Origin of the sequence: Rhodoferax sp. (assembly GCF_034519335.1) — a bacterium.
Taxonomy (GTDB): Bacteria; Pseudomonadota; Gammaproteobacteria; order Burkholderiales; family Burkholderiaceae_C; genus Allorhodoferax.
The window spans coordinates 312,098-332,756 of sequence record NZ_JAXHOL010000044.1 but is presented as its reverse complement, the minus strand read 5'-3'; the positions used below and the strand labels follow the sequence as shown (position 1 = coordinate 332,756).

The window sequence follows — 20,659 nt, the reverse complement described above, 5'->3', positions numbered from 1 at the left end:
GATCCATGGGCCGGCAGCCTGCAACTTTGAGAAGACGGCTCTGACAGGAGGGGTGTGTACCCGCGGCTTGGGAGCGCTTCTCGTGAATTCTAAGAACAGGTACCGAAGTTACGAGGCGATTACATCGAAAAACTATGCATAAATAGCATCAACATATGCATGTATTGAGCATCGCTTTGACCCATAAAAGCCTGTTTCAACGAGCCGCGAGGGCGCGTTGGATATCAGCCAAAAGGCGCGGATTGTCAGGTGTCGTGGCGCTGGGGTAACTGGCGAGCACCCGGCCTTGCCGATCCAACAGGTACTTGTGGAAATTCCACTGGGGAACTGAACCACTGGCTTTGGCCAAATCGCGATAAAGGCTGTTGGCTTGTGGGCCAACCACGCTGCTCTTGGCAAACATGGGGAACTGGACCCCATAGGTATTGAAGCAAAAATCGGCAATCTGCTGACTCTGTCCGGGTTCTTGCTGACCAAAGTCATTCGCCGGAAAGCCCAGTACGGTCAAGCCTTGGGAGGCCCAGCGGGCATGCAACTTTTCGAGGCCCTCGTACTGCGAGGTAAATCCGCAGTAACTGGCGGTATTGACGACCAACAGGACACGCCCTGCATATTGGCAAAGCTGCTGCGGGGCATCGTCTTGCAGCCTGGGAAAGCTCTTTTGAAGAATGGCTGGACAGGCAGCTGCCGCAGAGCGGGCCCGTTGGGTGGCTGGTGCATCCGCAGCCAGTGCCGAAGTGAGCGGTCCAGCGAGAAGTGCCAGACACACCAGCGTGCCTGACATGCCACACCCGCTGCCGGTGCCGCCCGCGGTGGTGCGGGGGGGAGCGGGTGTGCGCATGGCTTTATGCCATGGAAACGGCAATAAATGCCAGCAAGAACATCAGCACACCGCCCACGATGGGCAACACGATCGGCATCATGGGCACCACTTCGTCCACGGGATCAGTGGCGTGGTTGTCAGAGTGGTTGTCAGGTGCGGACATGGTGGATCCTTGGATTCATCAGATGGAAAGCGCGAATTTTACCCACAGCGGCAAGCTGCAGGTGCTTTGCCCGACAACTTCACCGCATTGGTGCGGAAATCCGGGAACAACCCTTCCATCTTGGCCCGGACTGCGCTATCGTCATTTCAGCACCTCACTGTGCTGGAGGCGTTTGAATGGTCAAGCGTACGCTGTTCCACTCCTTGGGTGGACATCTCATTCCCTCTCCGGGTCTGCAAGAGGCGCCGGTGTTGGACTTGATGTGCTCCCACTTTGTGCTCACGCTGGCTGCGCGCCAGGGAGCCAACTTCAATGTACGGCGCGACTTCAATGGAGTGGTGGGACTGGCTGGACGGCACTTGGTGTGGCCGGTATCAGTTCTGGGACGGTTGCGGGAATTTCTGGCGCGCCGGTGCCAGGGCAATGAACTCTGGCGGGGGCATGAGGCGCTGGAGCCCGGTGAATTCCTGGCGCGCTATGGCCTATGGCGCGGTCCGTACGACGAAGCCACGCTGTTCTTCTTTCTGGACGAATATGCCAAGGACCAGCCCAAGGACCTGATTTCGGTGCTTTCGGTTACGGGCGAATGGTTGCGCCACGCGCTCAAAAAACAGTCCACATTGGTGGAAAAAAACATCAACGCACTCGCGGGCCTCTTGCAGCTCAACAAAGCTGAACGCGCACTCCTGCTGTATGGAACGTTGGCGCGTTACCAGCGCGATATGCGCAGCATTTTGGTGGAGTTCAAGGTCAACAATGCACCGGAAGCCTACGCCGCGATTGCCGAAGTGGCGGGGGTGAGTGCCCAAGAGCTGGGCGAAGCGCTGCGCGCCGGCTCCCGGCTGGAGCGTATCGGGCTGGTCGAAAACCTGATCTCCGAACACAACATCACCGATCTGGCCGACCTGATGAAGGTCAGCGAGAAGTTGCCCCCAGTGCTGATGCGCCAGTACCGCGACCAGGCCGAGCTGATGGCTGTATTCACCCGACTGTCCACCAAAAGTCAGCTGGGGCTGCAGGACTTCAGCTTTGTGGCCGAAGACGCCGCCGTGTTGTGCAGCCTGCTGGCCAATGCCGTGGCGCGCAAGGAGGCGGGCATCAATGTGCTGCTGTATGGCCCGCCGGGCACAGGCAAGACCGAGCTGGCCAAGGTGGTGGCCCAGCACGCCGGTCTGGAGCTCTTTGAGGTGGAATACGCAGACCGTGACGGCAATTCGCTCAGCGGGCGGGACCGCTACCGGTCACTGCAAATCGCCCAAGTGTTCCTCAAGGGCAGCGCGCAGGCAGCCCTGTTGTTTGACGAGGTGGAAGACGTGTTTCCACCCTTGTCCAGTGAGGCGGCGCACCTGATTGCACGCGCCGATGCCTCGGCCGCACCAGCCACGGGTAGCGTGAGTGGCAAGGCCTGGGTCAACCAGATACTGGAATCCAATACGGTGCCGACCTTGTGGGTGACCAACCGCATCGAGCAGATCGACCCAGCGTTTCGCCGCCGTTTTGCCTACCACCTTGAGCTGAAGTCTCCGCCGCCAGGCGCACGGGAGAGCCTGGTTCGCAAAACCCTGGCCGATGTCGCTGTGTCAGAAGGATTTGTCGCCCGCCTCAGCGCGCGCAAGGGCCTGACGCCAGCACAAATTCGCACTGCAGCCCGCTTTGCCGTGCTGGCGACCGCACCAGCGGACCCGGAAACAGAGGGCCCAGCGCTGGAGGCCTTGATTGAGCGCCAACTCAAAAATGCAGATTTGGCCTTGGGCAACGCCGCGCCGGCGCACGCAACGCCCAGTGCGCTCAGCGTTTACCGGCTGGAGTTGCTGAACCTGCAGAGCCGCTTCGATATCGGTCGCGTGGTGCAGGCTCTGAAAACTCGTGGCCATGGCACCCTGTGCTTCTATGGCCCACCCGGCAGCGGAAAGACGGCCTTGGCCGAACATGTGGCGCTGGCACTAGGTCGCCCTCTGCTGGTGCGACAGGCCAGCGACCTGTTGAGTAAATATATTGGAGAAACCGAGCAAGCCATGGCGACCATGTTCCGTGAGGCAGAGTCTGAAGGGGCCGTGTTGCTGCTGGACGAGGCCGATAGCTTTTTGCAAGACCGCCGGGGCGCTCAGCGCAATTACGAGGTGAGCGAAGTCAACGAGATGCTGCAGGGTATGGAGCGCTATCGGGGTATTTTTATTTGTACCACCAACCTGATGGACCGCCTGGATCCGGCTGCACTGCGCCGCTTTACCTTCAAAATTGAATTTATGCCGCTAACTCCAGCCCAGCGCGAGGCGGTGTTTTTGGCCGAAGCCTGTCCGGGCTTGGACGCTCTACCTGCGGCTCTGGCCCGCCGTTTGGCGGCTTTGGACCAGCTCTGCCTTGGTGATGTGGCTGCCGTGCGGCGCCAGGCCGACATTCTGGGTGCCGTACTGGGTTCCGAGGAATTTCTGGAGCAGCTGGAGGCGGAGCACCGTCTCAAACCGGAAGTTCGCGAACGCCGATCAATGGGATTTGTGCACTGAGACCCGCATTAGCTGTGCGGCCCGGCTGCCGGGGGGCGAGAAAAATGCACGGTTTTGGTAACCCATCTGTAATTATTTGAATCTGCTGTCAACCATTCCCTGCCTTGGTGCGTGAAAGGCACATGCGGACACCGAATCGCAGCCCACGTTGGACATACAGGGGCGGCTCTGGCGTCCATTTCAATCCCTTATCGCGGCAACTATGCACCGAGACACCATCCAAGTGCCTGAAAAAGGCACCTACAAGTGGCAGCTGTTTGACTACTGGTCTGGCGAATTCCGCCAAACCCATGTGGACCATTCGGCCTACATCGCCTTGAACTTTGCCGGGGCCCTGGAGGCCTGCCGTGCCAAGTTCCAGGCTTTGGTGCAACACCACCGTGCCAAAGCGGCCGACGCAAGCTGCTCCGCCCGCCACATGCGCGCCATTCAGCGCCTGCAAAACACCATGTCGGGCGCCGCCATGGCCTACGAGAGCGGTTTCCACCGCCACTGAGTCTTCGGTTCTGCCAGCCCCCGGGCGGTTTGCCCGGGCCGCGTCAGGTGCTACTCCAGTGCCACGACCCGCAGCACATCGCTGGCATAGGCTTCCAACTTTTTGGCACCTATGCCACTGATGCCCTGGAGGTCGTCCAGACTCTGGGGCGCCCGCTGGGCAATGGCCGCCAGCGTAGCGTCGTGAAAAATCACATAGGCGGGCAGGTTGTGCTCCTTGGCGACCTCGGCGCGCCAGGCCTTCAGGGCCGAATAGCGCAGCAGTCCTTCGCTGTCCAGGTTGATCGGTGCCTTGACCACCGCCCCCAGGCGCGGGTTGCGTCGGCTCTTGCGGTCGGCTGGGGTCGACACCGATTCCCGCAGCATCACCGGCACCTCGCCTTTCAACACTCCGCGTGACTCTGCCGTGAGCTGCAGCGTGTTGAACTCCCCCCCCTGCACTGCCACGGCGCCCATGGCAATCAACTGCCGCAGCACCCCGCGCAGCTGCAGTTCCGAGAAATCGGTGCCCAGGCCGAAGGTGCTCAAGCTGGCATGGTTGTACTGGGTCACTTTCTCCGTGGTCTTGCCGCGCACGATGTCCATCAGGTGGCCGGCGCCAAAGCTCATGCCGCTCATCTGCTGGATGCGGTAAATGGTGGACAGCAGCTTGCGCGCCGCGTCCGTGCCGTCCCACACCGCAGGCGGGTTCAGGCAGTTGTCGCAGTTGCCGCAGGGTTCGCTCTTTTCACCAAAGTAGCCCAGCAGACGAACTCGGCGGCAGTCGGTCGCCTCTGCCAGCCCCAGCAAGGCGTCGAGCTTGCCACGCATCACCTGTTTGAATTCTTCGCTGGCCGGGCTCTCATCGATCATGCGGCGCTGGTTCACCACGTCCTGCAGGCCATAGGCCATCCAGGCGTCGGCGGGCAGGCCGTCGCGGCCAGCCCGCCCTGTCTCTTGGTAATAGCCTTCGATGTTCTTGGGCATGTCGCGGTGGGCGACAAAGCGCACGTCGGGCTTGTCGATGCCCATGCCAAAGGCGATGGTCGCCACCATGACGATGCCTTCTTCGCGCAGAAATCGGTCCTGGTGGGTCTGTCGCAGCTTTGGCGTCCAGCCCGGCGTGGTAGGGCAGGGCCTTGATGCCGGCGTCCACCAGCGTCTGGGCCATGTCTTCCACTTTCTTGCGGCTTTGGCAGTAGACGATGCCGGCCTCGCCCTCGTGTTCGCGTTCGATGAAGCGCAGCAGCTGGGTGGTGGAGTCCTTCTTTCTCGACGATGGTGTAGCGGATGTTGGGCCGGTCAAAGCTGCTGACAAAGGCACGTGCGTCCTCCAGCTGCAGCCGCTCCAGGATGTCGGCGCGCGTCAGGTCGTCGGCGGTAGCGGTGAGCGCAATGCGCGGAATGCCGGGGTAGCGCTCGTGCAGCACCGTGAGGTTGCGGTAGTCGGGTCGGAAGTCATGGCCCCACTGGCTCACGCAATGCGCCTCGTCGATGGCGAACAGACTGAGCTTGCCGCGCTCGAACAGCGAATCCAGCAGCGCCAGAAAGCGTGCGTTGTTGACCCGCTCTGGCGCGGCGTAAAGCAGGGTGATCTCGCCACGCAGCAATTGCTGTTCGATCTGGTAGGCCTCGTCGCCGCTCAGGGTGGAGTTGAGGAACGCGGCGCTCACACCGGCTTCGTGCAGCGCGCCCACCTGGTCGTGCATGAGCGCAATCAGGGGCGAAATAACCAATGTGGCGCCCAGACCGGCTTGCTGGCGCGCGATGGCCGGAATCTGGTAACACAAGGACTTGCCGCCGCCCGTGGGCATGAGCACCAGTGCATCACCACCGCCGGCCACATGTTCGATGATGGCCTGCTGCGGCCCGCGGAATGCGTCGTAGCCAAATACCTCGCGGAGAATCTGCAATTGGGGCACGAGAACGCTATAAAAAAAGGAGCTGCTTGCGCAATATCTATAAGGGCTAAGGCACTAAAAGACCAGTATTTGTGCCGGCGGAGGTGCGTTCTATTGTCGTGCAAGGCCGATGGGGTAGTACCCGCGGCGGCGCTGGTCGACTAAAATCGACACTTCCCAAGGGGCGCTGCAGCTGGCGCCTGCCTTCAGACAGGCAGGCCTCCGGTCAGGCTTGGGGACTCCAACTGCGCTCACTTGTTGAAACCCACACAGTGAGCCGCCGAATGAAGCCCATCACCTATACCCGCGCCCAAGCCCTTCCCGGCATTCTCGCCAGCCGCATCGCCATTCTGGACGGCGCCATGGGCACCATGATCCAGCGCTTCAAGCTCGGCGAGGCCCAGTACCGCGGCGAAGGCTACAGCGGCCCGGGCAACCAAGGCGACCGTTTCAAAGACTTCCCCAAAGACGTCAAGGGCAACAACGAGTTGTTGAGCCTGACGCGGCCCGACGTGATTACCGACATCCACGAGGCCTATTTGGCCGCGGGTGCCGACATGATCGAGACCAACACCTTTGGTGCCACCACCGTGGCCCAGGCCGACTACGACATGGCTGACTTGGCCATTGAAATGAATTACGTGTCCGCCAAGTTGGCCCGCGCCGCCTGTGACAAGTACAGCACGCCCGACAAGCCCCGCTTTGTGTGCGGCGCCCTCGGCCCCACGCCCAAGACGGCCAGCATCAGCCCTGACGTCAACGACCCCGGCGCCCGCAACGTCACGTTTGAAGAGCTGCGCGCCGCCTACTACGACCAGACCAAGGCGTTGGTCGACGGTGGAGCGGACGTGATTCTGGTGGAAACCATTTTTGACACGCTCAATGCCAAGGCCGCACTGTTTGCGGTGGACGAATACTTTGAAGCCAGCGGCGAGCGCCTGCCCATCCTCATCAGCGGCACGGTGACTGATGCGTCCGGCCGTATCCTGAGCGGCCAGACCGTGACCGCCTTCTGGCACAGCGTGCGCCATGCGCAGCCCCTGGCGATTGGCCTGAACTGCGCACTGGGCGCGGCGCTGATGCGTCCCTACATCCAGGAGCTGAACAAGGTCGCGACCGACACCTTCATCAGCTGCTACCCCAACGCGGGCCTGCCCAACCCCATGAGCGACACTGGCTTTGACGAAACGCCGGATGTGACCAGCCGTTTGGTTCGTGAGTTTGCGGAAGAAGGCTTGGTGAACATCGTGGGCGGCTGCTGCGGCACCACGCCCGACCACATTGGTGCGATTGCGCAAGCCGTGTCGCCATTGGCTGCACGCAGCGTGCAGCGCGGGTACTTTTACAAAGAGGCGGCCTGAGCCGAGACATCACCATGAAAAAAGTTACCTGGGGCGTGCTGAGCACCGCCAAGATCGGCATGGAGAAAGTTACCCCCGCGCTGATGCGCAGCCAGTGGTGTGACGTGCAAGCCATCGCCTCGCGCTCGCTGCCATCTGCACGCGCGGCGGCCGACAAGTTGGGCATTTCCAAGGCCTACGGTTCCTACGAGGAGCTGCTGGCCGACCCGGCGATCGAGGCCATCTACAACCCCCTGCCCAACGACCTGCACGTGCCCATGACGCTGGCGGCCGCGCGCGCAGGCAAGCATGTGCTGTGCGAAAAGCCGATAGCCCTGAATGCCAACGAGGCGGCGCAGCTGCGCGAGGTGGCGGGCAAGGTGCACATCATGGAAGCCTTCATGGTGCGCTTCCACCCCCAATGGCTGCGCACGCGCGAGCTGGTGCGCAGTGGTGCGCTGGGCGATCTGCGCACCGTGCAAGCCTGGTTCTCCTACTTCAACCGCAATGCGGCCAACATCCGCAACGATGCTTCCAAGGGCGGCGGCGCGCTGATGGACATCGGCTGCTACCCCATCGTGGCGGGGCGTTTCCTGTTTGACGCAGAGCCGGTGCGCGTGATGGCGCTGGCCGACATGGACCCGGACTTTGGCGTGGACCGCAGCTTCAGCGCGCTGCTGGACTTTGGCGAGGGGCGCCGCTTGGATTTCACCGTCTCCATGCAGACTACGCCCTACCAGCGCGTGCACGCCATTGGCACCGAAAAACGGGTGGAGATCGAGATCCCCTTCAACGCGCCCCAAGGCCAGGAAACCCGCATTTTTGTGGACGATGGCAAGGTGCTGGGTGGCCGCGCTGCGGTGGTGGAAACCTTCGCGGCCTGTGACCAGTACAGCCTGGAGGGTGATGCCTTTTCGCTGGCCATCCGCGGCGAGCAGCCCCTGCAGTACGGCGTCGATGACGCTATCCAGAACATGCGCATCATCGACGCGCTGTTTGCCTCCCAGCGCAGCGGCTGTTGGGAATCGGTGTAAACCGCCAAATACACAAAAATTAGGTCATTTATGCCACAAGCCACCGTCAATGCTGCGCCAGCAGCTACCAAAAACGTAGCACCCATGATGCTTTCCGGCTTGGAGCCGGTGCTGATCGACAGCGACAGCCTCTTCGTGAACGTGGGTGAGCGCACCAACGTCACTGGCTCCAAGGCCTTCGCCCGCATGATTCTCAACGGGCAGTTTGAAGAAGCCCTGGCCGTGGCCCGCCAGCAGGTGGAAAACGGCGCACAGATCATCGACATCAACATGGACGAGGCCATGCTGGACAGCCAGGCCGCCATGGTGCGCTTCCTGAACCTGATCGCGTCCGAGCCCGACATCTCGCGCGTGCCCATCATGATCGACAGCTCCAAGTGGAGCGTGATCGAGGCCGGCCTGCGCTGCGTGCAGGGCAAGGCGGTGGTGAACTCCATCAGCATGAAAGAGGGGCTGGACGAATTCAAGCGCCAGGCCAAACTCTTGCGCCGTTATGGCGCGGCTGCGGTGGTCATGGCCTTTGACGAAAAAGGCCAAGCCGACACCTACGCCCGCAAGATCGAGATCTGCGAGCGCGCCTACCGCATCCTGGTGGACGAGGTGGATTTCCCACCGGAAGACATCATCTTCGACCCCAACATCTTCGCCATTGCCACCGGCATTGAAGAGCACAACAACTACGCGGTGGACTTCATCGAAGCCACCCGCTGGATCAAGCAGAACCTGCCCGGCGCCAAGGTGAGCGGCGGTGTGTCCAACGTGTCCTTCAGCTTCCGCGGCAACGACCCGGTGCGCGAGGCCATCCATACCGTGTTCCTGTACCACGCCATCCAGGCGGGTATGGACATGGGCATCGTGAATGCGGGCATGGTGGGGGTGTACGACGATCTGGAGCCCGCGTTGCGCGAGCGTGTGGAAGACGTGGTGCTGAACCGCCGCCCCGATGCGGGCGAGCGCCTGGTGGAGATCGCCGAGACTGCCAAGAGTGGTGCCAAAGACGAAAGCAAAAAACTGGAATGGCGCGGCACGCCCGAGGCGCCTGCCTCGGTGCACGCACGCCTTTCGCATGCGCTGGTGCATGGCATCACCGACTTCATCACGCAGGATACGGAAGAGGCCTACCGCGAGATTCTGGCCAAGGGTGGCCGCCCGCTGCACGTGATTGAAGGCCCGCTGATGGACGGCATGAATGTGGTGGGGGACCTGTTCGGCCAGGGCAAGATGTTCCTGCCGCAGGTCGTGAAGAGTGCACGCGTGATGAAGAGCGCCGTGGCGCACCTGCTGCCCTACATCGAGGCCGAAAAGCTCGCCATGGTGGAAGCCGGTGGCGAGGCGAAGGCCAAAGGCAAGATCGTGATTGCGACCGTCAAGGGCGATGTGCACGACATCGGCAAGAACATCGTGACCGTGGTTCTGCAGTGCAACAACTTTGACGTGGTCAACATGGGTGTCATGGTGCCTTGCCACGAGATTCTGGCCAAGGCCAAGGAAGAGGGCGCGGACATCATTGGCCTCTCTGGTCTGATCACGCCCAGCCTGGAAGAGATGCAATACGTGGCGGGCGAGATGCAGAAGGACGACTACTTCCGCAGCCGCAACATCCCGCTGCTGATTGGCGGCGCGACCTGCAGCCGGGTGCACACCGCGGTCAAGATTGCGCCCAACTACGAAGGCCCTGTGGTCTACGTGCCGGACGCATCCCGCAGCGTGAGCGTGGCCCAAAGCCTGCTGAGCGAGCAGGCTGCCAAGTACATTGTCGAGCTGAACACCGACTACGACAAGGTGCGCCACCAGCACGCCAACAAAAAGCAGACGCCCATGTGGCCACTGGCCAAGGCGCGGGCCAACAAGACGCCGATTGATTGGGCCGCACACCAGCCCACTAGCCCGAAGTTCATCGGCCGCCGCGTCTTCAAGAACTTTGACCTGGGCGAGCTCGCCAAGTACATCGACTGGGGCCCTTTCTTCCAGACCTGGGACCTGGCCGGGCCTTTCCCGGCGATCCTGAAGGACGAGGTGGTGGGCACCGAGGCCGTGCGGGTCTATGCCGACGGCCAGCGCATGCTCAAGCGCCTGATCGAAGGCCGCTGGCTCACGGCCAACGCCGTGGTGGCCTTGTACCCGGCCAACTCGGTGAACGACGATGACATTGAGTTCTACACCGACGAATCGCGCTCCGAGGTCGCCATGACCTGGTACGGCCTGCGCCAGCAGACCGAGAAGCAGGAGATCGATGGTGTGATGCGCCCCAGCCGCTGCCTGGCCGACTTTGTGGCGCCCAAGGGCGTGAAGGCCGACTACGCAGGCCTGTTTGCAGTCACCGCGGGCATTGGCGTGGACAAGAAGGAAAAGTACTTCCTGGACGACCTGGACGACTACTCCGCCATCATGCTCAAGTCGATTGCAGACCGCCTGGCCGAAGCCTTTGCGGAAGCCCTGCACTACCGCGTACGCACCGATCTGTGGGGCTACGCGGCCGACGAAGCGCTGAGCAACGAAGAGCTGATTGCCGAGAAATACAAGGGCATCCGCCCCGCGCCCGGTTACCCGGCCTGCCCGGACCACAGTGCCAAGAAGGACATGTTCGAACTGCTGCAGTGCGAGGAAATCGGCATGGCCGTGACCGAAAGCCTGGCCATGACCCCGGCGGCCAGCGTCAGTGGCTTCTATATTGGCCACCCGGACGCGACCTACTTCAACGTAGGCAAGATCGGTGACGACCAGGTGCAGGACCTGGCCGAACGCCGCCAGCTCAACCAGGCCGAACTGGAGCGCCTGTTGGCGCCCAATTTGTAAACACCGGCTCTGCTAGGTGTAGGGCCCGGCGCAGCTTTACCCTGCGTTACAACTCAGACACGGTGGCGATCCCTGCGCTGTGTACCTTTGGCAGGCCTCGGTCGTTGTAAGGCGACCCAGGCTTGAAGGGGCGATCCCGCCCCTTGCCAAAGGAGAGATGTATGAGCAGTGCCATGTCCATGCCCGGCGCCGTACCGGCGGCCGGTGTGTCTAGTAACCGTTTCTTGTGGGCCTCGGTTGGCGCCCTAGGGGCGACTACGTTGGCCTTGGGGGCCGCGCTGGTGCAAGTCAACTTCCGCAGCGCCGACGAAGTGGTGCCCGTCACCCCGCTGACGTCTGCCACTGTGGCCGCAGCCTTGCCCGCGCCAGAACTCCCGGCGGTGCAGGCAGCTCCGCCGCAAGCAATGGCTGCGCCAGAAAAAGCACAAAAAGTAGCCAAAACCCCGGTAAAAACTGCGCAAGCAGCTCCTAAAACAATAGCAAAAACACCTCCTGCTGTGGTGGAGCCTGTGGTGGCCGACAGCCTGCCCGGTCGCGACCAGTCGTGGGAACCCGTGGCTGCGGTGCCCCAAGTGGCGCCCAAGCTGGTGTGCGCCAGCTGTGGCACGGTGGAAACCGTGACCCCCATCCAGCGCGAGGCCGCACCCAGTGGTGCGGGTGCTGCGGTGGGCGCGGTTTTGGGCGGCGTGTTGGGTAACCAGGTGGGCGGTGGTAGCGGCAAGACACTGGCTACCATCGCCGGCATTTTTGGCGGCGGCATTGCGGGCAACGCGATCGAGAAAAACATGAAGAAGGAAACCGTCTACCAGGTGGCCATCCGCATGGAAGACGGATCACTGCGCCGCATCGAGCAAAGCAGCCCAGCCGCTGTCGGAGCGCGGGTGACGCTGGAGGGCAACACCATCAGCCCCGCCAGCAACGCTGCGCCAGCGGCCTTGCCCGCAGCGCATAACGCTACCTGAAGGGCCTCGCGTGCTATTATTTTTGCAAACCGCAAAAGGAATAGCGCATGAACATGGCAACGGCAACGCCCGGTGCGACAGACGGCCCGCGCCCAACCCCGGGCCGTCCTGAAAAACTGCGTCTGGGCGATGTGCTGGTCCAGCAGCGCCTGATTTCCCAAGAGCAGCTCCAGCAAACCCTGGAACTGCAGCGCACCACCGGCAAAAAAGTGGGGCGTTTGCTGATTGAAACTGGCGTCATCACCGAAGAGCTGCTGGCCAATGGCTTGGCGCGCCAGCTCCGTATCCCTTTCGTTAACCTCAAGACCTTCCCCTTCCGGGCCGATGTGGTCAAGCTGCTGCCCGAGTCTGCGGCGCGGCGATTCCGTGCCCTGGTGCTGGAGGACAAGGGCGATGTGCTGTTGGTGGCGCTGGCGGACCCGCTGGACCTGTTTGCCTACGACGAGCTGACCCGCCTGCTCAAGCGCAACATCGGCATTGCTGCCGTGCCAGAGAGCCAGCTGGCGCTTGCATTTGACCGGCTCTACCGCCGCACCGAAGAAATCAGTGGCCTGGCCCGCGCCCTGGAAAAAGACTTGGGCGACGCGGTGGACTTTGGCGAGTTGACGGCCACCGTGGGTACCGAAGGCGCGCCGGTGGTGCGCCTGCTGCAGTCGCTGTTTGAAGACGCCATGCAGGTTGGTGCGTCGGACGTGCACATTGAGCCACAAGAAGGATTTCTGCAGATTCGCGTGCGGGTGGACGGCGTGTTGCAAACCCAGACCCAGGCCGACAAACGTATTGGCGGTGCGCTGGCCCAGCGCCTCAAGCTGATGGCGGGGCTGGACATCTCCGAGAAACGCCTGCCTCAAGACGGCCGCTTCAGCGTGCGCCTCAAAGACAACACCATCGATGTGCGCCTCTCTACGCTGCCCACCACCTATGGTGAGTCGGCGGTCATGCGCTTGCTCAACCAAGGGGCCGGCATGCGCCGGCTCGACAGCATTGGCATGCCTCCTGACATGCTTAAGCGTTTTCGGGAAGTGCTGGCGCGCACCTCGGGCATGGTGCTGGTGACCGGCCCCACGGGCTCAGGCAAAACTACCACGCTGTATGCCGCACTGGCCGAAATCAACGCCGCCGAGCTCAAGGTCATTACTGTGGAAGACCCGGTGGAATACCGTCTGCCCGCCATTACCCAAGTGCAGGTGAACGACAAAATCGAGCTGACCTTTGCCCGCGTGCTGCGTGCCTGCCTGCGCCAAGACCCGGATGTGATTCTGGTCGGTGAAATGCGCGACGCCGAGACGGCCGAGATCGGCCTGCGTGCCGCCATCACCGGGCACCTGGTGCTCTCTACCTTGCACACGCGTGATGCCATCAGCACGCCGTTCCGTTTGCTGGACATGGGGGTACCACCGTTTATGGTGGCCACCAGCCTGCAGGCCGTGATCGCCCAGCGCTTGGTGCGGGTGAACTGCCCCGAGTGCTCTGCGCCGCACACGCCCACGCCGCAAGAGCAATCGTGGCTGGACGCCACCCTGCAAGCGGGCGCCACGCTCACGCCCAAGCGCGGCTTGGGTTGCTCGGCATGCAATGGCACAGGCTACGCCGGACGCCAAGGGGTCTACGAGCTGTTGGAGATGGACGCCGTTCTCACCCATGCGGCTTCGCACTCCGACCCCGCCAGCTTCATGCGCACCGCACGCGAGCGCATGAAGGGCCACACCATGGCCCACCATGCGCTGGAGTTGGTGCGCCAAGGTCGTACGTCCCTGGCCGAAGCCTTGCGCATCGGCTTTGACGCGGACGACGACGAAACCACCCCGGGTAGCTGAGCATGGCTCTCTACGCCTGGCGTGGCCGCAACAACCGGGGCGAGGCCGTCAACGGCCAACTCGAAGCGATGACGGAAGGCGGCGTGGCTGACCAGCTGCTGTCCATCGGGGTTTCGCCCGTGCATATCGCGCTGGCCGAGGCCAAAGAAGAAAAAACCAGCGGCTCTGCGCTGGCCTGGCTCAACCGCAAGCCGGTGGTGATGGAAGACCTGCTGATCTTTTCGCGCCAGATGTACACGCTCAACAAAGCGGGGGTGCCCATCTTGCGTGCTTTTGCCGGGCTGGAGGCTTCGGCCACCAAACCGGCGATGGTGGACATGCTCAAAGACATCCGCGCCAGTCTGGACCAGGGGCGTGAATTGTCCGCATCGCTGGCGCGGCACAGCGCCCTGTTTGGCGGGTTCTATATCTCCATGATCCGCGTGGGCGAGATGACAGGCCGCTTGACCGAGGTGTTTTTGCGCCTGACGGAGCATATGGAGTTTGAGCGCGACGTTCGCGAGCGCATCAAGCAGGCCATGCGTTACCCCATGTTTGTGATGATCGCCATGGCAGTGGCCATCGTGATCCTGAACATCTTTGTGATCCCGGTGTTTGCCAAGGTGTTTGCCGGTTTCAACACCCAGTTGCCTTTGATCACCCGGGGCTTGCTCGCGTTTTCCAGCTGGATGATTACCTGGTGGCCTTTGCTGTTGGCGCTGGCGGCCGGCGCTGTAGTGGGTGTGCGTGCTTATCTGCGTACGCCTGATGGCCGCTACCGCTGGGACTCCCGCAAACTCAAGCTGCCCATCGTGGGCGACATCATCCTCAAGGCCACGCTGGCGCGGTTTCGCCCGCAGCTTCGCGCTCTCCAGCCAGAGTGGGGTGCCGCTGGTGCAGGCACTTACCGTGGTGGCGCAAACGGTGGACAACGCATTCATTGGCAGCCGCATCGAGCAGATGCGCGACGGTATCGAGCGCGGCGAAAGCATCTCGCGCTGCGCGGCAGCCACGGGCGTGTTTACACCAGTGGTGCTGCAAATGATCAATGTGGGTGAGGAGACCGGTGAGCTGGACAACCTGCTGTTTGAGATTGCCGCCATGTACGAGCGCGATACCGACTACAGCATCAAGGGCCTGTCGGCCTCCATTGAGCCCATTTTGCTGGCCGTGATCGGAGTGCTCGTACTGTTGTTGGCTTTGGGGGTGTTTTTGCCGCTGTGGAACATGGGCCAGGCCGCCATGGGTCGGGGCGGCGGCTAGGCCGTGGTTGCACTACGTCCCGCGGCCAAGCCCTCGCCGGTGTGGAATGCGCGCCTTATGGAGTGGGGGCTCATGGTTGCGCTGGTGATTGTTTTGGCAGCCGTGTTTACCCAGCAGGCACGCGAGGTGCGCGGCCAAGCGGAGCTGGCACACATCAAGAGCACACTGGGTGCTTTGCGCACAGCCTTGGTGGTGGCGCACCTGGAAGTCGCAATCGCGAGCAACCGTGCCAATGCTGGCCATGTGGTGCGAGCACAACGCAATCCATTTGCTGCGCTGCAGCAGCTGCCACCCAATTACGCGGGTGTTGCAGGCCCAGAAGCACTGGCGGCACTGCCCAGCGGCAGTTGGGTGTTTGACCCGGTGTGCAGCTGCATCGGTTACCGCCCCACGGAGTCTGCATGGCTGCAGTCCCCCGAGGGTGTTGTGTCGATGTGGTTTCGGGTGGGCTCTGTTGCTGGCCCCCTTCAAATCAAGGCCCAGCAGCCGTATGTGTGGATGGGGCAGCCCGTGGATTGAACAACATGGCGCTGGTAAACGGCACAAAAGTGGGTAAATGGTGAGTTAACTCACATACTTAGCCCACAAACTTCATGCACAACAATAGTTCATTGCAATAGAATTAATTCGTCATGCAACGATCGAGATGACGTTGGGAGCCCGGCAAGTCGCTTGGGCTGCAAGATTTTTCAAACGAAAGGCGGACAACATGAAACAAGTACAACGCGGCTTTACGCTGATTGAGTTGGTGATGGTGATTGTGATTTTGGGCGTGCTGGCCGCGGTTGCGATTCCGAAGTTCGTGGATTTGAAGGGTGATGCTGTGATTGCTTCCACGCAAGGTGTAGCTGGTGGTCTGTCTTCTGCATCCGCAGTGAACTATGCGGCACGTAGTGCGAAGGGAACAGCTACCGGGGTTGCAATTCTCAATTGCAATCAGGTTCCAAATGCACTGCAGGGTTCTTTGCCGACTGGTTATCAAATCACTGCTGCCGCAGTCACTGCTGGTGCCACAGTCAATTGTGAGCTGCAAAACACCTCTGTGAGTCCTGCCGTTACAGCTTCGTTCTCGGCAATCGGCATCAACTGATTTTCTTGGATGCCCCCTAAAAACCGCCCTCGGGCGGTTTTTTTATAGCTGTTCGCGGTAATGCGCAGGCACCAGCCTCTGGTAGAGCGCCTTTTCTCCCGCTGGTACGGCTTTCCAGCCCAGCCTGAAAGCCGCCAGCGCGCGGTCTTCAAAGCCCTTGCCCGCTTCCACATACACATTTCCCAGCCGGAAATAGCTGTCCGCTGCATTCCCCGGCCACGCTTGGGCCTGCAGGCGCAGACCCCGTTCCGCCAGGTCCCACTGGTGCAGGCGCAGGCCCAGGGTATAGGCCAGCAGAGTCATGTCGTACTCCACCACGCCCTGATCAAAATAGGCATGCAGTTTCGCTATGGCCTGTGCTTCCTGACCCGTGCGACTCAGCACTAGCAGCTCCATTGCGCGTGTGCGGGGCGTATCGGGTTGCAGTCGCTTGAGCTCTCGCCAAGCGGCCATGGCGGGCTCCGCTTGGCCCTGTTCGATGCGGGTGAGCACCAGATTGCTCCAGACATTGGCAATGTGCGGCCGAGAGTCGGCGATGCTTTGCAGCACCATGGCGGCATGCTCCCAGTCCTTTAGGCTGGCCAACTGCTCGGAGGCAATCGAAATGACTTTGCGGTAGTGCGCATTGACAGCGAGGCCTTCTTTGAGCAGTTCCACGCCGCGGGCCTGTGCGGCGCGGGCTGCGGAGGCATCCGCTGGGAGGATCTGCTGCGCCTTGTTCAGCGCATGAATACCTCCTACTATCAGCATTTCTGCCCGGATGGCTTGCACTGTAGTCAGGGCGGCAAGTGCGCTGCCTGCGAGCAACAGTCCTGTCACATAAAGCCTGTGCCCTTTGCCGATCACAGTTTTTCCATAACCCAGCGCATCACGCAGAAACAGGCGTGAATCGGTACTGGCCAGAAGGGCGAGGCTCAACGTGAACAAGGCCCCAGTGCTTGCCAGCCGCCATGGAAACCCTGCCAGGCTTACGACTGACAGCGCCAGCAAGCTGGTAAGCACAATGGCACGCAAGGGAGCGTCCGGCGTGCTCAGGGGCAGGCGCCAGGTGCTGCGTGCCGCCAGCAACAGATAAGCCAGCAGCACCGCGAGTACGCCGCCGCCAATCGGCAAGCCATACTCGGCCAGCAGTTGCAGGTATTCGTTGTGGGCGTAGTAATCGGGCTCTTCGTCGGCTGACGGACCTTGGTAGAGCGGTATGTAGACTTCCCACGCACCTGCTCCGACGCCTAGCCACGGCTTACCCATAAGCATGCGGGCAGTGCCCTTCCACATCATGCTGCGGTAGGAAAAAGATCCTTCTGCATACACCGTCTTTTCGGCCATGCTGGCTGCGCGCAGCCAGCTCCGGCTCAAGGCAGTCTGTCCCAGACTCTCCGGGTGCAGGGAGCGAAGGCTGCCCAGGGTCAGTACGCCCATCATTCCCACGATCAGCACAGCAGCGAGCGATCGTTTGCTCCATTGCCCCCACGCGAGCTGGCTGCGGTAACGCCACAACACCAACATGAGTGGGGGGGTGATGCATAACAGGGCCAGCAGCGCGGAGCGCGTGCCGGTTGCCATCAGGGCGACCCCGTTGAATGCCACGAGCAGAGCCATGGGTTGGCGCCAAGTGGGTTTGGAGGTTTGCGCCAGTGCCAACACGGAGAATGGAAGCGCGCAAACCGCGTACTCTGCAAAGAAGTTCCGGTTGGCGAACGTGGACGCGGGGGCTGCCGCTTGCGGAAACCACTCCAAATTGCCCCAAAACTGCGCGACTGTCCAGACGCTTGCACCCACCGCCCCCCAGTGGATGCCCCAGACCAGGCGCATCCAGTGGCTGGGGTGCGCGGCTTGCACCACCAGCCACATCAGTAGCCCCAACATCGCCCAGCGGGCCGCCTCCACGCCCGCCAAATACGTGTGTGACCAGACCATGCTGCCCAAGGCATGGAGCAAGAGGGCCAGTGGCAGCAGCAAAATGCCGTGCCACTGGATGGTCGGACAGGCTTGCTTGCGCTGCGACCACCACCATACCCACACGCCCGCCAGTGTGCCGATGCTGACGATGGCGGACTTCAGCGTGTCTTGTAGTACCAGCTCGGTGGGCATGCCCACTGTAGGCACCAGTGCCAGCATGACGGCCAACACCCAGCTCACCGCACGGGAACCACTCGGGTCCGCGTGAGTCTGAGAGCTGGAGCGCAGTGCGAAGGGTGAAGAATTCGGCACGGGGGTCATGGATTGGTTAAGCTGTGCGCCTGCTGCGTTGGACCGCCCATTGTCTGTCAAAAAAGTGATTAAATAGGGCTCTCTGCGGCGTGGATATTGCGCAAGCAGCTAGTAAAAATATAGCAAAGAAATGAGCCCCCAGTCTGTGATCACCCAATGCTTGGCCGTACCCGCGGCGCGGCAGCGCTGCCTATCCCAAGGCGGCTTTACCCTCATCGAGCTGGTGATGGTGATGGTGATGCTGGGCGTGCTGGCGGTGTTTGCGGCGCCGCGTGTGTTCAATCGCAACGACTTTGATGCCCGTGGTTTTCATGACCAGGTCTTGTCCACGCTGCGCTTTGCGCAAAAAACAGCCATTGCGCAGCGCCGCACAGTGTGTGTGGCGTTCACTTCCAACACCGTCTCACTCACCCGCGCTCCGGCAGAGGCCAGCAATGTCTGCGACCCCACCCTGCCGGTGCCCGGTCCCCGTGGCGAGTTGGTGCTGACTGCGCCCGCGAATGTGGCTTTCACGGCGGTGCCCGGCGGTTTTACGTTTGACGGACTTGGCCAGTCGCGGCCCGCCAGTGTGGCGCCGGCAGTGCGCACCATCACGGTGGTGAATGCGGGGCGCACCATCACCGTAGAAGAGGTGACCGGCTATGTGCATGACTAGGCCCCGTCAGCGGGGCTTCACCCTGATTGAGTTGATCATCTTCATTGTGGTGGTAGGCGCGGGCTTGGCCGGTATTTTGTCGGTCATGAACCAGGTGGTGCGCAACAGCGCCGATCCTATGCTCACCAAGCAGGCGGCAGCCCTGGCAGATTCGGTGCTGGAAGAGGTCCTGCAAAAAGCCAATGCTGACCCTGACGGTACCAATGTAGGCGAGACGGGCCGAACCGATTGGGACAATGTGGACGACTTCAACGGGGCGACGCAGGCAGCGTTTGCACTTCCCGCCAGCCTTGCCGGGTACACATTGACGGTAGCTGTCAGCGACGGCACGGCCGCACTGGGTGTGGCGGCACGACGGGTGGTGGTGACTGTCACCGTTCCAGCCGGTGGCGGCAGCGTGGTGTTGACCGGCTACCGGGCAGGTCTCTGACTATGAATCACCTCAGGTACACACGACTTCCCCACCAGCGCGGCTTCACGCTGGTGGAGCTGGTCATGGTGATTGTGATCATGGGCGTGATTGGCGCGGTAGTGGCCGTGTTCATGCGCAGCCCGATTGACGCCTATCTGGACAGCAACCGCCGGGCGGCGCTAACAGACACGGCCGACACGGCAGTGCGCCGCATCTCGCGGGATGTGCGCAAAGCCTTGCCCAACAGTGTGCGGGTGCCCAATCCCCAATGTCTGGAGTTCATTCCCACCCGGACCGGTGGGCGCTACCGAAGTGCTGAAACGGTGGCCGGTGACAACACCAGCCTGAACTTCGCCGCGGCGGACACCACATTCAATATGCTGGGCCAAAACAGCCTGTCCCCCGCAGATCAGCAAATTCGTGTGGGTGACACCATTGCCGTTTACAACCTGGGCATTGCTGGGGCGAGCGCCTATTTGGGCAATAACACGGCGGCAGTGACCAGTGTTACCGATGGGGTCGAAACCACCATTGGCATTGCTGCCACACTGTTTCCCCTGGAGTCGGGAACCCTACGCTTCCATGTGATTCCTGTGGAAGAACAGGTGGTGGCGTATGTCTGCACGGGCGGCACCCTGCGCCGCACGGTAACCACTGGCAGCTTTGTTAGTGCCTGTCCAGCCACAGGACCAGTGTTGGCCACCAATATGGAAAGCTGTACGTTTGTGTACAACGGCAGTGATTTGCAGCGTAATGGACTGGTGCAGATCCAACTCAACCTCAGCTCCAACAACGAACCCGTGAGTCTTTATCACGAGGTGCACGTGAACAACTCGCCATGACACGCCCACCCATATTCCAACAAGGGTTTGCCGCAGTAGCCGCCGTGTTCTTGGTGGTGGGGTTGGCGGCTTTGGGCGCTTTTATGCTGTCTTTTTCCAATGCCCAGCAGCTTACATCGGCACAAGATGTCCAGGGCTCGCGGGCTTACTGGGCAGCGCGGGCGGGTCTGGGCTGGGGGTTGGCCAGCCTGACGGCCAACAGTGCAGCATGCCCGGTTCCGCCGGCGCCTTTTGTGGTGGAGGGATATACCTTGGTGGTAACGTGCACCCGAAGTACCTATTCGGATGCGGGCAGTAACAATGTGGTGATCTACCGTCTAGTGTCCCGCGCAAGTTTGGGGTCTGGCGTGGCAGCCGTGGAGCGCAGTGTCTCGGCCTCTGTGGAGTTTTAAA

Annotated in this window: 18 protein-coding genes, 2 pseudogenes and 1 riboswitch; of the genes and pseudogenes, 15 read left to right on the top strand and 5 right to left on the bottom strand. The window is 61.7% G+C overall.

The features are described 5' to 3' along the window. Positions 1-196: 196 nt before the first annotated feature. Both U5O12_RS20870 and U5O12_RS20865 read right to left on the bottom strand, forming a co-directional pair. Positions 197-784, bottom strand: a complete 588-nt coding sequence (locus U5O12_RS20870; RefSeq protein ID WP_416221541.1) for a glutathione peroxidase — start codon at positions 782-784, stop codon at positions 197-199. A 61-nt stretch (positions 785-845) separates the two neighbouring features. Further along, a complete protein-coding gene (locus U5O12_RS20865) occupies positions 846-986 on the bottom strand; it encodes a hypothetical protein (RefSeq protein ID WP_322580480.1) in 141 nt (46 codons plus the stop codon). Between the two features lie 176 nt (positions 987-1,162). Between U5O12_RS20865 and U5O12_RS20860 the strand changes: the two genes are divergently transcribed. Then, on the top strand, positions 1,163-3,490 hold the full coding sequence (locus U5O12_RS20860; protein WP_322580479.1) for an ATP-binding protein: 2,328 nt from the start codon (positions 1,163-1,165) through the stop codon (positions 3,488-3,490). A gap of 202 nt (positions 3,491-3,692) precedes the next feature. After that, complete coding sequence (locus U5O12_RS20855) at positions 3,693-3,986, top strand: hypothetical protein (protein ID WP_322580478.1); 294 nt, start codon at positions 3,693-3,695, stop codon at positions 3,984-3,986. A gap of 50 nt (positions 3,987-4,036) precedes the next feature. Here the strand turns inward: U5O12_RS20855 and U5O12_RS21285 are convergent, their stop codons facing one another. Both U5O12_RS21285 and U5O12_RS21280 read right to left on the bottom strand, forming a co-directional pair. After that, complete coding sequence (locus U5O12_RS21285; RefSeq protein WP_416221536.1) at positions 4,037-5,020, bottom strand: RQC domain-containing protein; 984 nt, start codon at positions 5,018-5,020, stop codon at positions 4,037-4,039. 266 nt (positions 5,021-5,286) lie between these two features. After that, positions 5,287-5,886 (bottom strand): annotated as a pseudogene (locus U5O12_RS21280) (RecQ family ATP-dependent DNA helicase); the annotation flags it as partial. A 152-nt stretch (positions 5,887-6,038) separates the two neighbouring features. Then, a riboswitch (S-adenosyl-L-homocysteine riboswitch) is annotated at positions 6,039-6,125 on the top strand. Between the two features lie 24 nt (positions 6,126-6,149). Between U5O12_RS21280 and U5O12_RS20845 the strand changes: the two are divergent. The 9 genes and pseudogenes from U5O12_RS20845 to U5O12_RS20805 all read left to right on the top strand — a co-directional run bounded on the left by U5O12_RS20845 (position 6,150) and on the right by U5O12_RS20805 (position 16,146). After that, positions 6,150-7,226, top strand: coding sequence for a homocysteine S-methyltransferase family protein (locus U5O12_RS20845; protein ID WP_322580477.1), 1,077 nt, complete (start codon positions 6,150-6,152; stop codon positions 7,224-7,226). A gap of 14 nt (positions 7,227-7,240) precedes the next feature. After that, a complete protein-coding gene (locus U5O12_RS20840) occupies positions 7,241-8,239 on the top strand; it encodes a Gfo/Idh/MocA family oxidoreductase (protein WP_322580476.1) in 999 nt (332 codons plus the stop codon). A 30-nt stretch (positions 8,240-8,269) separates the two neighbouring features. Further along, positions 8,270-11,035 carry a methionine synthase gene (gene metH, locus U5O12_RS20835; RefSeq protein ID WP_416221535.1) on the top strand — a complete coding sequence of 922 codons (2,766 nt, stop codon included), beginning with the start codon at positions 8,270-8,272 and terminating at the stop codon, positions 11,033-11,035. Between the two features lie 161 nt (positions 11,036-11,196). Further along, a complete protein-coding gene (locus tag U5O12_RS20830) occupies positions 11,197-11,997 on the top strand; it encodes a glycine zipper 2TM domain-containing protein (RefSeq protein WP_322580475.1) in 801 nt (266 codons plus the stop codon). Between the two features lie 47 nt (positions 11,998-12,044). After that, positions 12,045-13,814 (top strand): GspE/PulE family protein, encoded by a 1,770-nt coding sequence (locus tag U5O12_RS20825; RefSeq protein WP_322580474.1) that lies wholly within the window; start codon positions 12,045-12,047, stop codon positions 13,812-13,814. A 2-nt stretch (positions 13,815-13,816) separates the two neighbouring features. Continuing rightward, positions 13,817-14,344 (top strand): annotated as a pseudogene (locus tag U5O12_RS20820) (type II secretion system F family protein); the annotation flags it as partial. A 217-nt stretch (positions 14,345-14,561) separates the two neighbouring features. Then, a complete protein-coding gene (locus U5O12_RS20815; RefSeq protein ID WP_322580473.1) occupies positions 14,562-15,056 on the top strand; it encodes a type II secretion system F family protein in 495 nt (164 codons plus the stop codon). A gap of 3 nt (positions 15,057-15,059) precedes the next feature. Beyond that, the gene (locus U5O12_RS20810; RefSeq protein WP_322580472.1) at positions 15,060-15,575 is read left to right on the top strand and encodes a hypothetical protein; all 516 of its coding nucleotides are present in this window, start codon (positions 15,060-15,062) and stop codon (positions 15,573-15,575) included. A gap of 190 nt (positions 15,576-15,765) precedes the next feature. Continuing rightward, complete coding sequence (locus tag U5O12_RS20805) at positions 15,766-16,146, top strand: prepilin-type N-terminal cleavage/methylation domain-containing protein (RefSeq protein WP_322580471.1); 381 nt, start codon at positions 15,766-15,768, stop codon at positions 16,144-16,146. Positions 16,147-16,188: 42 nt separating this feature from the next. Here U5O12_RS20805 and U5O12_RS20800 read toward each other — a convergent pair whose 3' ends face one another. After that, positions 16,189-18,357, bottom strand: coding sequence for an O-antigen ligase family protein (locus U5O12_RS20800; RefSeq protein ID WP_322580470.1), 2,169 nt, complete (start codon positions 18,355-18,357; stop codon positions 16,189-16,191). Between the two features lie 130 nt (positions 18,358-18,487). On the opposite strand from U5O12_RS20800, the gene U5O12_RS20795 reads away from it, so the two are divergent. From U5O12_RS20795 to U5O12_RS20780, 4 genes are read left to right on the top strand one after another with little or no spacing between them, the layout of a single operon-like run. Next, positions 18,488-19,012 (top strand): type II secretion system protein, encoded by a 525-nt coding sequence (locus U5O12_RS20795; protein ID WP_322580469.1) that lies wholly within the window; start codon positions 18,488-18,490, stop codon positions 19,010-19,012. Then, complete coding sequence (locus U5O12_RS20790) at positions 19,005-19,442, top strand: type II secretion system protein (RefSeq protein ID WP_322580468.1); 438 nt, start codon at positions 19,005-19,007, stop codon at positions 19,440-19,442. The genes U5O12_RS20795 and U5O12_RS20790 overlap by 8 nt, the downstream gene beginning before the upstream one ends. Before the next feature lie 2 nt (positions 19,443-19,444). Continuing rightward, a complete protein-coding gene (locus tag U5O12_RS20785) occupies positions 19,445-20,266 on the top strand; it encodes a type II secretion system protein (RefSeq protein WP_322580467.1) in 822 nt (273 codons plus the stop codon). Next, positions 20,263-20,658: a hypothetical protein gene (locus tag U5O12_RS20780; protein WP_322580466.1), complete on the top strand. Its 396-nt coding sequence runs from the start codon at positions 20,263-20,265 to the stop codon at positions 20,656-20,658. Before U5O12_RS20785 ends, U5O12_RS20780 begins: the two co-directional genes overlap by 4 nt. Position 20,659 lies beyond the last annotated feature (1 nt).

Excerpts from the sequence above, each read along its gene's own strand:
- U5O12_RS20870 (WP_416221541.1), bottom strand. The coding sequence starts at position 784 with ATGTCAGGCACGCTGGTGTGTCTGGCACTTCTCGCTGGACCGCTCACT.
- U5O12_RS20865 (WP_322580480.1), bottom strand. The coding sequence starts at position 986 with ATGTCCGCACCTGACAACCACTCTGACAACCACGCCACTGATCCCGTG.
- U5O12_RS20860 (WP_322580479.1), top strand. The coding sequence starts at position 1,163 with ATGGTCAAGCGTACGCTGTTCCACTCCTTGGGTGGACATCTCATTCCC.
- U5O12_RS20855 (WP_322580478.1), top strand. The coding sequence starts at position 3,693 with ATGCACCGAGACACCATCCAAGTGCCTGAAAAAGGCACCTACAAGTGG.
- U5O12_RS21285 (WP_416221536.1), bottom strand. The coding sequence starts at position 5,020 with ATGGTGGCGACCATCGCCTTTGGCATGGGCATCGACAAGCCCGACGTG.
- U5O12_RS20845 (WP_322580477.1), top strand. The coding sequence starts at position 6,150 with ATGAAGCCCATCACCTATACCCGCGCCCAAGCCCTTCCCGGCATTCTC.
- U5O12_RS20840 (WP_322580476.1), top strand. The coding sequence starts at position 7,241 with ATGAAAAAAGTTACCTGGGGCGTGCTGAGCACCGCCAAGATCGGCATG.
- metH (WP_416221535.1), top strand. The coding sequence starts at position 8,270 with ATGCCACAAGCCACCGTCAATGCTGCGCCAGCAGCTACCAAAAACGTA.
- U5O12_RS20830 (WP_322580475.1), top strand. The coding sequence starts at position 11,197 with ATGAGCAGTGCCATGTCCATGCCCGGCGCCGTACCGGCGGCCGGTGTG.
- U5O12_RS20825 (WP_322580474.1), top strand. The coding sequence starts at position 12,045 with ATGAACATGGCAACGGCAACGCCCGGTGCGACAGACGGCCCGCGCCCA.
- U5O12_RS20815 (WP_322580473.1), top strand. The coding sequence starts at position 14,562 with ATGGCCGCTACCGCTGGGACTCCCGCAAACTCAAGCTGCCCATCGTGG.
- U5O12_RS20805 (WP_322580471.1), top strand. The coding sequence starts at position 15,766 with ATGAAACAAGTACAACGCGGCTTTACGCTGATTGAGTTGGTGATGGTG.
- U5O12_RS20795 (WP_322580469.1), top strand. The coding sequence starts at position 18,488 with ATGAGCCCCCAGTCTGTGATCACCCAATGCTTGGCCGTACCCGCGGCG.
- U5O12_RS20790 (WP_322580468.1), top strand. The coding sequence starts at position 19,005 with ATGACTAGGCCCCGTCAGCGGGGCTTCACCCTGATTGAGTTGATCATC.
- U5O12_RS20785 (WP_322580467.1), top strand. The coding sequence starts at position 19,445 with ATGAATCACCTCAGGTACACACGACTTCCCCACCAGCGCGGCTTCACG.
- U5O12_RS20780 (WP_322580466.1), top strand. The coding sequence starts at position 20,263 with ATGACACGCCCACCCATATTCCAACAAGGGTTTGCCGCAGTAGCCGCC.